The 13,321-nt window shown below is 66.3% G+C and carries 8 protein-coding genes and 3 pseudogenes; 6 read left to right on the top strand and 5 right to left on the bottom strand.

The window, feature by feature from the left end; genetic code table 11:
• The first annotated feature begins 46 nt into the window (after positions 1–46).
• On the top strand, positions 47–2,137 hold the full coding sequence (locus QE385_RS03680) for an integrase (protein ID WP_307099187.1): 2,091 nt from the start codon (positions 47–49) through the stop codon (positions 2,135–2,137).
• A gap of 23 nt (positions 2,138–2,160) precedes the next feature.
• Here the strand turns inward: QE385_RS03680 and QE385_RS03675 are convergent, their stop codons facing one another.
• Together QE385_RS03675 and QE385_RS03670 are read right to left on the bottom strand one after the other, a co-directional pair.
• Complete coding sequence (locus tag QE385_RS03675) at positions 2,161–3,510, bottom strand: sigma-54 dependent transcriptional regulator (protein WP_307099185.1); 1,350 nt, start codon at positions 3,508–3,510, stop codon at positions 2,161–2,163.
• Positions 3,507–5,261 (bottom strand): sensor histidine kinase, encoded by a 1,755-nt coding sequence (locus tag QE385_RS03670; RefSeq protein WP_307099183.1) that lies wholly within the window; start codon positions 5,259–5,261, stop codon positions 3,507–3,509. Before QE385_RS03670 ends, QE385_RS03675 begins: the two co-directional genes overlap by 4 nt.
• A gap of 153 nt (positions 5,262–5,414) precedes the next feature.
• Between QE385_RS03670 and QE385_RS03665 the strand changes: the two genes are divergently transcribed.
• The 4 genes and pseudogenes from QE385_RS03665 to QE385_RS03645 all read left to right on the top strand — a co-directional run.
• The gene (locus tag QE385_RS03665) at positions 5,415–5,738 is read left to right on the top strand and encodes a hypothetical protein (protein ID WP_307099181.1); all 324 of its coding nucleotides are present in this window, start codon (positions 5,415–5,417) and stop codon (positions 5,736–5,738) included.
• 15 nt (positions 5,739–5,753) lie between these two features.
• Positions 5,754–7,022, top strand: a complete 1,269-nt coding sequence (locus QE385_RS03660; protein ID WP_307099179.1) for an SDR family oxidoreductase — start codon at positions 5,754–5,756, stop codon at positions 7,020–7,022.
• Positions 7,015–7,488 carry a DUF2269 domain-containing protein gene (locus tag QE385_RS03655; protein ID WP_307099177.1) on the top strand — a complete coding sequence of 158 codons (474 nt, stop codon included), beginning with the start codon at positions 7,015–7,017 and terminating at the stop codon, positions 7,486–7,488. The genes QE385_RS03660 and QE385_RS03655 overlap by 8 nt, the downstream gene beginning before the upstream one ends.
• A 226-nt stretch (positions 7,489–7,714) precedes the next feature.
• Positions 7,715–9,879 (top strand): annotated as a pseudogene (locus QE385_RS03645) (error-prone DNA polymerase); the annotation flags it as partial.
• Positions 9,880–10,240: 361 nt separating this feature from the next.
• Here the strand turns inward: QE385_RS03645 and QE385_RS03640 are convergent.
• From QE385_RS03640 to QE385_RS03630, 3 genes and pseudogenes are all read right to left on the bottom strand, one after another.
• A protein-coding gene (locus QE385_RS03640) for an IS3-like element ISGbe2 family transposase (RefSeq protein WP_307098189.1) occupies positions 10,241–11,448 on the bottom strand; the annotation gives its coding sequence in 2 pieces (ribosomal slippage) (positions 10,241–11,124 and positions 11,124–11,448; 1,209 coding nt in all).
• A gap of 73 nt (positions 11,449–11,521) precedes the next feature.
• Positions 11,522–11,767, bottom strand: coding sequence for a hypothetical protein (locus QE385_RS03635; protein WP_307099175.1), 246 nt, complete (start codon positions 11,765–11,767; stop codon positions 11,522–11,524).
• Positions 11,768–11,816: 49 nt separating this feature from the next.
• Positions 11,817–12,340, bottom strand: a pseudogene (locus QE385_RS03630) (helix-turn-helix domain-containing protein); the annotation flags it as partial.
• A gap of 49 nt (positions 12,341–12,389) precedes the next feature.
• Between QE385_RS03630 and QE385_RS03625 the strand changes: the two are divergent.
• A pseudogene (locus tag QE385_RS03625) lies at positions 12,390–13,317 on the top strand (IS481 family transposase).
• Positions 13,318–13,321: the final 4 nt, after the last annotated feature.

The following is a 13,321-nucleotide window of genomic DNA, read 5'->3' as shown; positions in this document are numbered from 1 at the left end:
CCATCGACTGGCGTCAACTGACGCCAGTCGATGGAGCCAGTCCCTGATGCCAGCGATCGAGAACGTCACCCGCCGCAGCGCGGTCTATTGGTGGCGGCGAAGACTGCGTTTGGCGCCAGCGAGCGCAAAACCTATAACCGTAGTAATGATGGTCAGCCTTCTGACGAAGGATCAGCCGGTCGCGCGTCGACGCGCGGTCGCGATGACCGGGCAGAGCGAGACGGTGCGGATGAGCCTGTACGAGAAGATTGAGCGAGACGGCCTAACCGCCGACCAAGCCAGTGCCGTATTCCAGGAGGAGATGATCCGCTACCGAAATATGCTGGCCTATCAGCACCAGTCGATCCAGCAGGACGGCGAAGGCCATGTCGCGGAACGCTTCGCGCAGATGCGGGCCATCTATAGTGCGGTGAACCGCGATTTTGCCGACAATGGCTTCACCGATTTTCTTGGTATCGATTATGTAGGCGGCTTCGATCGCCGCTTTGCCGACTTGGACGACGAAGCTCGCGGGCATCTCTATGCGATGCTCGGTCGAACCCCCGAATTGCCCGAGCACCTGCTCAACGAAGCGCGAGACCTGTTGCGTTGCGTGGGTGTCGACGACTCCGGCGACCGGAGTGAGGCCGCCCGTCAGATCATGTGTCAGGCGCGAGCGGCGGCTGCGGCGTCGTACGGCGATCCGGCGTTGCAGGATATGGCAAATCGAATGGCCGTCGCGGCGACCATTATGCGATCCCTTGGCGCGGCGGCTCCTTCGCCTGCACAAATCGTAGCTCCAACGCCAGCCGCCATGTCCGCGCAGACGGCGGCGAATGTCGCGGCCGATCCCGAGCAATGGGATGAGGAGGATGGGGAGGACGAGAAAGCGGAAAGGCAGCGCTACGCGCGCATGAGCCCGTTGGAGGTAGTTGAGGCGTATATGAGCCTCAAGCCAAAGGCCCGAGGGCGCGCCACCGTGACCAAAGCGGCCGCTAACAAGCCCAAGTCGCAGGCGAAGACTTGGGCCGACAGTCAGCGGCGTCAGTTTAAGGCGGCAGCCTTCTTGTTCGGCAAGTCCAATGGCGGCAAGCCCTTGGCGCGAACGAGGCAGGAGGATCTCAACCGGTTCTACGACCAGCTCAACCGCATGCCTTCCACGCATCACAAGTCCGTGCGGCACGAGCCGATGAAGATCGAAGACATCTGCCTTGAGGCTGCCAACCGGGTGGAGGAGGCGGAGAAGCACGAAGAAGCCATTAATTTCACGATCGGATTGGATGTCGGTACGATCAATAGGCACTTTGCCAACCTGAAAAAGCTGTCCACATGGCTGGCCAGCAAGACGAAAATGCGGGTGCTCGATTTCTCCGATTACATTCTCGTGGAAGAGGAGCGCGACGAACGGACGGAGCGTGATCCCTACACCATCCAGCAGGGGCAAGAGCTGTTCGCTCTCGGAATCTGGACCGGCAGCCCCACGCTGGACGACCGGTTCACGAAGGGAAGTGACGGCCGGATTTGGCATGATGCGGCTTATTGGATCATGCCTATCGTCTGGTACTCGGGTATGCGGCGTGAGGAAGCTTGCAAGCTGCTAGTCGAGGACATCGGCGAGGAAGATGGCGTCCCGTATTTCGATATCCGCAACACCCGCGCCGGACGGGTCAAAACGGCCAAGAGCACTCGGAAGGTTCCCATCTGCGCGGAGCTTCGCCGGCTCGGCCTGCTGGACTACGTCGCCGCGATGCGGGCGGCGGGCGAAGAATATCTCTTTCCGGAAATTGTGCCCGGCAAGGGGGGGCGACCGTTGGGCGATGTGTTCTTCAACACCATCTGGCTGAAGATCAAGCCGCTATTGACGCTCATCAAGCCGGGCCAGGCGGTGCATAGCGGTCGACACATGGTCAGCACCGAGCTGAAGGCGTTGCAGACCTTCGAAGAGACGCGGGCTGACCTCCTTGGGCAGCAGATCGGCGGCGAAAATGCCGTTCGCTATGCGGGAGCGACGCGGCTGGAGATCCTGGCGGATGTCGTGGACCGCCTGCCCATCGTCACCGGCCATCTGCCGTCGCCCGAAACCATCAACCTCCTTCCGAAGCATCTGCGCTGTGCGCGCCCGACGCGTCAGTCGGCGGGCCGTAGGGCGCGAGGCTGACAGGCGCGGTTACGGGACGGAAATCAGCGCAGCCCCATCCGATCCATCTTCTTGAGCAGGCCGACGCGCGACAGGCCCAGTTCGCGCGCTGTATGGGTGTGGTTATGCCCGGTGCGCTGGAGCGCCTCGACGATGCGGCGATGTTCCAGCGCGGCCACTTCCTCTTCGAGACTTTGGGGAGCGGTGGTGGCGACGCTCTCCACCGGCAACGGAGCGTCGCCGACCGCGAAGGCGAGGTCGGCGGCCGTGACGATGGTGCCCGCCGCGCCCGGGATCGCCAGTGCTGTGGCGCATTCGACGGCGGCGCGCAATTCGCGGACGTTGCCTCGCCATCCCCGGCCGGCCAACCAATTCAGCGCGTCCGGCGAGAAGTTGGCCCGACCTCGGGCCGTCCGCTGCAGGAACAATCTGGCGAGCAGCGGTACATCGGTCGCACGCTCGGCCAGCGACGGCGTGCGCAGCACGACGCCCTTCAGCCGATAGAACAGGTCCTCGCGGAAGCTGCCCTCCGCCACGGCCGCGGCGAGGTCGCGATGCGTCGCAGCCACAATGCGCACATCGGCCTCGCGCGGAGCGCGGGCACCGACCGGCTGATAGCTGCCGTCGTTGAGGAAGCGCAGGAGCTTGACCTGCATCGCGGCGGGCATCTCGCCGATCTCGTCTAGGAACAGCGTGCCGCCATGCGCCGTCTCGATCAGGCCGGGCCGGTCGGCGGTCGCGCCGGTGAAGCTGCCCTTCAGATGCCCGAACAGCTCGCTTTCCAGTAACTCAGCCGGCACCGCGCCGCAATGGATCGTCACCAGCGGCCGGGTGGCGCGGGGCGAGGCGGCATGGATCGCGCGCGCGACCAGTTCCTTGCCCGTGCCGCTCGGCCCCAGCACCAGCGCTGGGAGGCGGGTCGGCGCCACGCGGCGGATCAGGTCGCGCAACCCCGCCATCGCCGGTGAGGTGCCGACGAGCCCCATATCCTCCTCGGCCCCGGCTTGCGCCCGCAGGGCGGCGACCTCGCGCGCAAGCCGCGCCCGCTCCAGCGCACGGGCGACGACGACGCGCAGCATGTCGGGATCGACCGGCTTGGCGAGAAAGTCCCACGCCCCCGCCTCGACCGCCTTCAGTGCCAGCGCATGATCGGCATGGCCGGTCATCACCACCACGGCGGCCGGCGCGAAGGAAGGGATCAGTGCAAGGCCCGCTTCGGGATCATGATGCGGCGGCATGGCGAGGTCGAGCAGGACGAGGTCGGCGGCTTTGACCCTGAACGCCGCCACCGCCGCGGCGCCATCGCCCACGACCTCCACGTCATGGCCAAGGCCACGCAGCCATGCACCGGTCAGCCGCTGGAAGGCGGGTTCGTCATCGGCGAGCAGGATCATCGGGATGCTCCGAAGGTGAGGCGGAAACAGGTCGACCAGCCGGGCCGCTCGGCAAGCGTGACGGTCCCGCCATGCGCCTCCATGATCCGCCGGACGATGGCGAGGCCGAGGCCGGTGCCGCCGGGGCGGCGGGAGACGAAGGGGCGGAACAGGCTGTCCGAGATTTCGGGCGCGATACCGGGACCGTCGTCGCAGATGTCGATGGTAACCGGCGGCCCGACCTCCGCGACGAGCGCGACGCGGGTACCGAGCGCGCGGGCGTTGTCGACGAGGTTGGTGAGTGCGCGCAGCAGCGCGTGGCGATCTGCCGTCACCATCAGGCTGTCCGGGACGTGGGCCTCCACGCGCAGGAACGCGACGAGGTCCGCCACGATTAGCGGCTGTGGCACGATCGTCCAGGCGCGGGCATAATCGAGGATGTCGGTGACGAGATGGTTCATTCGTGCCACCTGCTCGCCGATCTCGCTGCGGATCTCGGGCGGCGCGCCGGTAGCAGCCATCTGTACGATGCCGAGCGGATTGCGAAGGTCGTGCGCGACCGTCGCCGCCAGCGTACCGAGTTCCGCCAGCCGCGCCTCCCGCTCCGCCTCAACCATCTGGCGCGCGACGGTGAGGCGGCGGGCGCTCTCCGTCACCAGTCCGGCGAAGCGCTCGGCGACATGCCGCGTGGCGATTGGCGCGTCGTCCCAGCCGGTGAGGCTCACCGTCTCGCCGTCGACTGACAACGTCGGGCCATCCGCCGGCAGGCTCAAGCGCTGTCGAAGCAGCGAACGCGCCGTCTCGCCCAATGCCGCTTCGTCGGTCGGCTCCGCCAATTGGTCCCGCCATTCGGCCAGGTCCGCCTCGCTGATCCGCCCGCCCGGAAAGACGATCCGGTCAGCCATTCGCTTCAATGGCGCAAGGATCGCGAGCCCCAGCGCCAGTGTCGCCGCCAGCGCTGCCCAGGTCGCGAACAGTCCCGCCGGACGCCCCGCCAGCGCCAGCGGCAGCGAGGCGATCAGCGCGCTCGCCGCGCCCGCGCCGGCGACGAGTAATAGCCATACCAGCCCCCGGCGCGCCCAAACATCCGCGGCCATGAACCGATGCCGCACGATGCCATAGACCAAGGCGACCGAGTAAAGGGGCAGCAGCAGGACCGGCCAGGGATAGGCATCGATCCCCAGCGCCGGAAAGGCGAAGCCGGTCAGCGCGACGAGCCCGATCAGGCTGGAGACGAACACAGCGCCCGCCTGCCTACGGTGCTGGCCGTCCTGCTCGCGCCAGGTCTGCGCCAGCCGCAGATGCCCGGCGATAGACAGTATGGCTGCGACCGCCAGCGCGCACCAGCCGATCGTCGAGGGCACAAACATGCCCGGAAAGTCATGCCAAGGGACAACCTTGCCGACGCCGAAGATGAGCCCGATCAGCGTCATTAAGGCTGCGGTCGCATAGGCCGCGATGGCGACGGGCCGTAGCGCGCCGCATAGCGCGAAGGCGAAGGCCAGATGGATGAACCCCGCAGCCGGCAGCGGTGACAATGCGATCAGCGTGGTCGTCACCGGCCGGGCGGCCGGGCCGAGAATGGCGGGCAGGACCTGCGCGACGCTCCACAGGGCGACACCCAGCAGGAACACCGCCAGCAGCGTCGATCCCGGCACGGCCCTGGCACGGAGCACAACGAACAGCGCCAATAATATGCTGGCGATCGCGGTCAGCGAGAGCGCACCAATATAGGCGAAGAGGCCAACAGCTATATCCATCGTTGACAGCATCGCAGCATCTTCCGTTCACGGTGTAAACATCACAGGCCATTCCGACAGGCGGAAAAGCACGGATTTCCGTCGATCGTGGCAATTGGCATGCCATTCGCAACGCCTTTCCCAAGCCGGGCGATCGTCGCCAGGCACTTGAAGGGAGACCGAACCATGTTGCTGCCGATCGCAGCTCTGCTGCTGACCTATGCGCTGACTGCGCTTATCTCGTTGCTCGCCGCCGTCGTGCTCTGGCGCCCGCTGGCGATCCTGCTTGCCGAGCTCTGCGGAACCGAGGAGCGGTCACGCTTCTGGACGGTGTGGTCGACCGTGATGATGGTTGTGACGCCGATGCTGTTCGTGTCCTGGCGCGGCGTCGCCACCGAGCCGACACAGCTGGTGCAGGGTACGATGACGAGCGCGCTGCTCGGCATCCTGATGGCGCTGGCCGGCATGGGCATGGCGGTGTGGAGCCGCAGCCCCCGCGCCGACGCCTGACGGGAGCAAAAGTTCATGCATGTCCTGATCGTGGGCGCGAGCGGCTTTATCGGGCGGCACCTTGCCGCCCGGCTGGTGGCGGAGGGCGTCTGTGTCACCGCCGCCGGTCGCGCGCCGGATCACTTGAGGCGGTGCCTGCCGGGCGCAGTAGCAATCCGCTGTGACCTTGCCGCCGACCGTGCGGAGGACTGGTACGAGCGGTTGGCGGGCGTCGATGCGGTGGTGAACTGCGCCGGGCTGTTCGGTGACGATCGGGGCTATGCGAACGTCCATTCCGACGGGCCGATCGCGTTGTTCGACGCCTGCCGCGCCGCCGGAGTCGGCCGCGTGATCCAGATTTCCGCACTGGGCGCGGCAACCGCTGCCGCCAGCGCCTATCACCGCAGCAAGGCCGCTGCCGACGATCATCTGGCGGGGATGGGGGATGCGATGGGCTGGGCGATCGTCCGGCCGTCGCTCGTTATCGGCCATGGCGGGCAGAGCAACGCACTGTTCACCACGCTCGCCGCGCTCCCGGTCGCGCTGGACCTCGGCCGCGTCGATGGCTTGGTTCAGCCTATCCACGTCGACGATCTGGTCGAGATACTGGTTCGCCTGCTTCGCGCTCCGTTGCCGCTGGCCGTCCGGATCGACGCCGTCGGGCCGGAGGCAATGAGCACGGCGGCGCTGGTGACGATCCTCCGCAACTGGCTAGGCCTCCCGGACACAATACGCGTCACGATGCCGCGCTGGCTGATTGCAGGGGCCGCTCGCCTCGGCATCGGGCCGGTGACGCGCGAAGGCATGGCGATGCTGGCGGCTGGAAACACAGCGCCCGTCGAGCAGCTGATAGCCATGACCGGCTTTCGACCGGCAACGATCGCCCAGGCCTTGGCCCGGCGCCCGGCGAATGGCGCCGATCTGCGGACGGCACGGCTCGCCCCTGTCGCGCCGGCCCTGGGCACCGCGCTCGCGCTGGTCTGGTTCGCCGGGGGAGCGATACCGTTGTTCGTCACCCCGGCGGCGACGAACCTGGCGTGGCTGGCACGGGTCGGCCTGTCAGGCGGCATGGCAACGACGGCGTTATGGGCCAGCGCGCTGGCCGACATCGCCATCGGAGCCACACTCCTCCTGCACGTCCGTGGCGCGGCGCTCGCCGGTATCGGACTGATGACGATCTATACGCTGATCCTGACCCATATCGCGCCCGAACTGTGGGCCGATCCCTTCGGCCCGCTCGTCAAGAATATCGCCGTCCTCGCCCTGTCGCTTGCCGTCAACGCGCTGGAGACCCGTCATGGCTGATTATTTGCTGCTGAAAACCGTCCATATCCTCAGCTCGACCCTGCTGTTTGGGACCGGGCTCGGCACCGCCTTCCACAGCTGGATGGCGAACCGCTCCGGCAACGCGGGCGCGCGACGGGTGGTCAATCGCAACGTCGTCCTCGCCGACTGGCTGTTCACGACTCCCGCCGTCATCGTTCAGCCGGTGACCGGGGTGTGGCTGGCGCAACTTGCGGGCTTTCCGCTGACGACCGGCTGGCTCGCGGCGTCGATCGCGCTCTATCTTATAGTTGGAGCCTGCTGGTTGCCGGTAGTTGGCATCCAGATCCGGATGCGCCGGATCGCCGATGCCACCCCGGCGGAGATGCCGCTGCCGGCGCACTATTTCCAGCTGTCGCGCATGTGGTTCCTGCTCGGCTGGCCGGCGTTTATCGGGGTGATCGTTATCTTCTGGCTGATGGTGACCAAACCGGAGTTCGGGTGGTGACCCAGCCCCTGTTCCGCCCCTGTTCCGTCGTCTCCTCGGCAGCACAATCGATGACCTACCACCCGTTGTGCGCGACGCGCACGACAGCCGGATCGACCAACACTGGAGCGGCGTGGCGCAGGTCGAGGCAAGCCCCAACCCACTGGCGCGGCTGCTCTGCCGCATGATGCGCCTGCCAGCTGCCGGGACGGCCATCCCGGTCACGGTCCGGTTCGAGCGGCGCGGCGCCGTCGCTCTCGGCGACATCCTCTACCATGCCCCCGAGCCCGGCTGTTGCAGGACGTCGTCACCGCGATCCGCGAGAAGTGCACGGTCGATACACTCGGCTACCGGCGCGAGCGGCATGCCGACAGGCACCTTAAATCCCCAGCCGAGATGGAGCGGCGCTTCGCCGCCTCGCCAGATGCGATCGCCGCCACCGCCGCGATCGCGCGCGCCTGCACCTTCGACCTCGGCGAACTAAGCTACCAGTATCCGCATGAACGCGTCGTCGAGGGGCTGACCGCGCAAGGCGCGCTCGAACAGTTGACCGAAACCGCCGCGGCGCGGATGTTCCCTGACGGACTTCCGAAAGCCTATCGCGACCAGATCGCGCACGAACTGAAGCTGATCGGCGAACTGGGTTACGCGCCCTACTTCCTCACCGTGAACAGCATCGTTGCGGAAAGCCGGCGGCGCGGCATCCTGTGTCAGGGGCGCGGATCGGCCGCCAACAGCTGCGTCTGCTTCGTGCTCGGTATCACCAGCATCGACCCGATCAAGCATGAGCTGCTGTTCGAGCGCTTCGTCTCCGGCGAACGCCGCGAACCGCCCGACATCGACGTCGATTTCGAGCATGAACGGCGCGAGGAGATCATCCAGTGGATCTATGACACCTATGGGCGCAACCATGCCGCGCTAACCGCGGTCGTCACCCGCTACCGCGCCCGCGGAGCGGTGCGTGAGGTCGGCAAGGCGCTGGGCCTGCCCGAGGATTTGACCAAGGCGCTTGCCGGCCTCATCTGGGGCTGGAGCCAGGAGGGCGTCGGCGAGAAACAGGTAACTCAGCTCGGCCTCAACATGAACGACCGGCGGTTGCGCCTCGCGCTGGAGTTGTCCCGCCAGCTAATCGGCGTGCCCCGCCATTTGTCACAACATCCCGGCGGCTTCGTGCTGACCCATGACCGGCTCGACGATCTTGTGCCCATCGAGCCCGCCGCGATGGTCGACCGGCAGGTGATCGAATGGGACAAGGACGATATCGATGCGCTGAAGTTCATGAAAGTCGATGTGCTGGGCTTGGGCATGCTCGGCTGTATGAACCGCGTCTTCAACCTGCTGGAGGAAGCCAAGGGCCTGCGCGTCGGCATGGCCGACCTGCAGGACGACGATCCGAACGTCTATGCCATGATCCAGAAGGCCGACACGCTCGGCACCTTCCAGATCGAGTCCAGAGCGCAGATGAGCATGCTGCCTCGCATGAAGCCCGCGCGTTTCTACAACTTGGTCATTGAAGTCGCGATCGTCCGCCCCGGCCCGATCCAGGGCGACATGGTCCACCCCTATCTGCGCCGCCGCGAGGGGCGTGAGAAGCCCGACTATCCACGCCCCGAACTGCGCGCGGTGCTGGAGAAGACGCTCGGCGTGCCGCTGTTCCAGGAACAGGCGATGAAGGTCGCGATCGTCGGCGCAGGCTTCACTGCGGTCGAGGCCGACCAGCTCCGCCGCGCCATGGCGACGTTCAAGTTTACCGGCGGGGTCAGCCACTTCTACGACAAGCTGGTCGAGGGTATGGTGTCGCGCGGCTATCCCCGCGACTTCGCCGAGCGGACCTTCAAGCAGATTGAGGGCTTCGGCTCCTATGGCTTCCCCGAGAGCCATGCGGCCAGCTTCGCCAAGATCGCCTATGCCAGCTGCTGGATGAAGCACCATCATCCCGACGTCTTCTGTGCGGCATTGCTCAACGCGCAGCCGATGGGCTTTTACGCACCCGCGCAGGTCGTCCGCGACGCACGCGAGCACGGCGTGGAGGTACGGCCAGCCTGCATCAACGCGAGCCGCTGGGACTGTACGCTGGAGCCGTCGCGCGGCCGCTATCTCGCCGTGCGGTTGGGGCTGCGTCAGGTGCGTGGGCTCGCCAATGCGCACGGCGCGGCGATCGTCGCGGCGCGGGGGGACGTGCCCTTCCAGTCCGTCGAGGAGGTATGGCGCCGCGCGGGCGTACCTCGCGCCGCGATCGAGCGATTGGCCGAAGCGGATGAGGTCCGCGAAAAGCTGAAGCTGCGCAACGCCGATACAAACCAGTATCTCGATGCCTTCGAGCGCCAGCTGATGAGGCTTGCCGGGCATGAGCTTCGTGATGCCGCCGATTTCCTCGACTCTTCGTCCTTCCGCCTCAACGCCCTGCCGGCTTGGGTGAATGGCGCGAACGTCCCGACCGGCCTGTACGAGCTGCCGCGGCGCACTGGCGAGGCGCATCTATTCCGAGTCAACCACCCGCTTGGCGAAGCGACTCGCCGACGCTTGGTGCCGACAGGTCGGTGACACCGGCAACGACCACTGGTCAACGCCGCGTTCGATCACCGCATGCGCATTGGGCAACATGCGGAAACCCATGCCCGAGAGGCACCGCATCCACGCGCCGTAATCGAAGAAATATTCGTGGTTGCCCGGGATGGCATAGACCCCGTTCGGCGCACGCAGCTGCTGTAGTGGCGCTACGTCATGGCGACGCATTTCGACCGTGATCTGGCCCCCGTTTCACCGGACGGATTCAGGCGGTTGCAGAAACCAGTGCGCGATGTTCGCGCGGTGAACGCATTTTGAGCCCTGAATGGGGGTGGTTGTCGTTGTAGTCCTCGATCCATCCGGCAAGCGATGTCAACGCGGTGGGAGCATCAGGCAGCGGCGAGACGCGGACGTAATCGCGCTTGAGGGTATGAACGAAGGCCTCCGAGATGCCGTTGGACTGCGGGCTGCGAACGGGCGTGAAGCAGGGTTTGAGGCCCAGCTGCCGGGCAAAGGTGCGTGTTTCGCGGGCAGTATAGGCCGAGCCGTTATCGGACAGCATCTCGACCGGCACGGGCGCGCGCATACCGCCGAAGCGGGTTTCCACGGCTTCCAGCATGATGTCGCGCACGTCCGAGCCGCTGATGCCCGCATTGGCGATCGCGCGCCAGGCGATGATCTCGCGGTCATGGGCGTCGATGATGAAGGCGCCGCGCACGACCTCGCCGTTCCAGCAGGTGAACTCGAAGCCGTCCGAGCACCAGCGCAGGTTCGAGCGGATCGCCACCACGACGCCGTCATGGCCATAGTCGGCCCGCTCGGTGTAGCGCCGCGCCAGCAGCAGGCGGTCCGCTGCCATGATGCGGTAGACGCGCTTGTGGTTGACCGGCGCCAGTCCTTCGGCGCGTTGCTGTCGATTGAGGACCGCCGCGATGCGGCGGTAGCCGTAGGTGGGCCGCTGCGCGGCGATCTGGCGTATGCGGGGCAGCAGGTCCGCGTCGTCGGCCTTGGCGTACGGCCCGCGCGTCCGGGTGCGGCCGGTCAGGCGGTCGTACACCGTCGAGCGCCCGACCCCGAGCGTCTTGGCGACCAGGCTCACCGGATAGTCTCCGGCAACGGCGAGTGCATGAGCAAGCTCGCTTTTTTTGGGCGCGAGCGCTCCAGCGCCTCCTTCAGGATCTCGACCTCCAGCGTCTTGCGGCCGAGCTGGCGCTCCAGTTCGCGGATGCGGGTCTCCATCTCGCGGACCTGGCGATTGCTGGTCACGTCGTCGTCGCCGGCGACCGCGACGCTCCCGCCCTCCAGCATCAGCCGCCGCCAGCGGTACAGCAGGTTCGGCGCCACGCCGTTGCGGCGTGCCACCACCGATATGCTCTCGCGACCATCGAGCGTCTCCTCGACGATCCTCAGCTTCTCAGGCGTGCTCCAGTGACGGCGACGACCGCCGTCGGTGATGATTTCGGACACGGACATAAGCCTATGCTTAGGGGATAGCCCCAAGCCTCCTTCTTAGGCTTGAATCCGTCCGGTCGAAATGGGGGCCAGCTCAGACCGACCCGTCGATGAAGTCGCCGGTCACCACGATCAGGTCGGCGCCGGAGGCATTGGTGCGATCGACGACTGCCTGCGCCCAACGGGACGTGAAGAGGCGGCTGATATGCAAGTCAGTAAGTTGGACGACCCGATATCCGTCGAAGGATGGCGGAAGGTCGCGGATCGCCACCGTCACGTCCTTGATCGGCGGAACGCGCAGCGCATTGGCGACCCCGATCCCGGCCAGCACCGCGGCCAAGCCGGCAATGGTGTAGCGCAGCGCGTCTGGTTCCCGGATCCGGACGTTAACCCATCCGCAGCCGCTCGCCCCGCCGGCAGCGGCCGTGGCTGCGGGTCATATTGGTCGCCGTCCAGGTCTCGTCGACGAAGACGAGCCGCGCAGGGTCGAGGTCGAGCTGGCCATCAAACCAGTCCTCACGCGCACTCAGGACGTCGGCGCGATCCTGCTCGATCGCATGCCCGGTCTTTTTTTGCGCGTGATCCCGTGACGGGCAAAGAAGCGGTGCAGCGTCGAGATCGCCACCGTCACGCCCGCCTGACCCAGCTCGCGACGCAACTCGTCCAGCGTGATGTCGCGACGCGCTTCGTGCAGCGCCAGGATCGTGGGCGCATGCGCTTCGATCCGCCGCGACCGCGTGTCCCCGCCCTGCGGCTTGGCGGCATAGGTGCCCGTGCTGCGGCGCTGGTCGTGCCACCGGATCACCGTCGCGGCCGCCACACCGAACCGCACCGCCGCAGCCCGGCAACTCATCCCCTCGTCAACCGCGGCCAGCGCTCGCGATCGTAGATCCATCGACAACGGCTTGCCCATCAATGCCGGCCTCCATCCAGCCAGCACCGTGAATCAGATCAGCTCGGCCATGGGAATCCCCCGTCGACTCAGGTCGGCCGGAAAACGCTCTAGCCCGACCACCGTGCAGAAGTGGCGCAAGAGAGCGAGCGTCAGCGATGCCCCGATGGGGCCGAAGGCCATTCATTCCACCGTCCTCACGATCGAGGAGGAAGCGATGATCGTGGCGTTCCGGCGCCACACACTGCTGCCGTTAGCCTGCCCCCGCGTAGGCGGGGGACTGTCTCTACGGCCTCCAGCCGACGATCCCGCACCTGACCCGCTCCGCTCTACACCGTTGCCTGCAGCGGCATGGGATCAGCCGGTTGCCCGAGGTGGATGGCGATCAACCAGCCAGGCAGAAGTTCAAGGCCTACCCGATCGGCTACTTCCACATCGACATCGACATCGCAGAGGTCCGCACCGGGGAAGGCAAGCTCTACCTGTTCGTCGCCATCGACCGGACTTCGAAGCTCGCTTTTGCCAGGCTCAAGGACAAGGCCAACGTTGCCGGAGCCGTCGCCTTCCTCGACGAGCTGGTCGAGGCGGTGCCCTATGACATCCACACCGTGCTGACCGACAACGGCATCCAGTTCGCAGACCTGCCGAAGAACCGTGACGGACCCACGGCACGCCTGCGCGGCCATCCCTTCGATCGCGCCTGCTGGCGGCATGAGATCGAGCATCGGCTCACCAAGCCGAACCATCCCTGGACCAACGGCCAGGTCGAACGGATGAACCGCACCATCGAGGACGCAACGGTCAAACGCTATCACTACGACAGCCATGACCAGCTTCGACAGCACCTCCAGCTGTTCATCGACGCCTACAACCATGCCCGCCGGTTGAAGACGCTCCGCGGCCTCACACCCTACGAATATGTCACACGCATCTGGACAGAAAACCCGAGCCGATTCAAAATCGATCCGTACCGCCACTCCCCGGGACTAAACACCTAATCCT

It is taken from the genome of Sphingomonas sp. SORGH_AS_0950 (assembly GCF_030818415.1).
GTDB lineage: Bacteria > Pseudomonadota > Alphaproteobacteria > Sphingomonadales > Sphingomonadaceae > Sphingomonas.
Note: the sequence above shows the minus strand (reverse complement) of the source record. Positions and strands in the feature narration are given on the sequence as shown.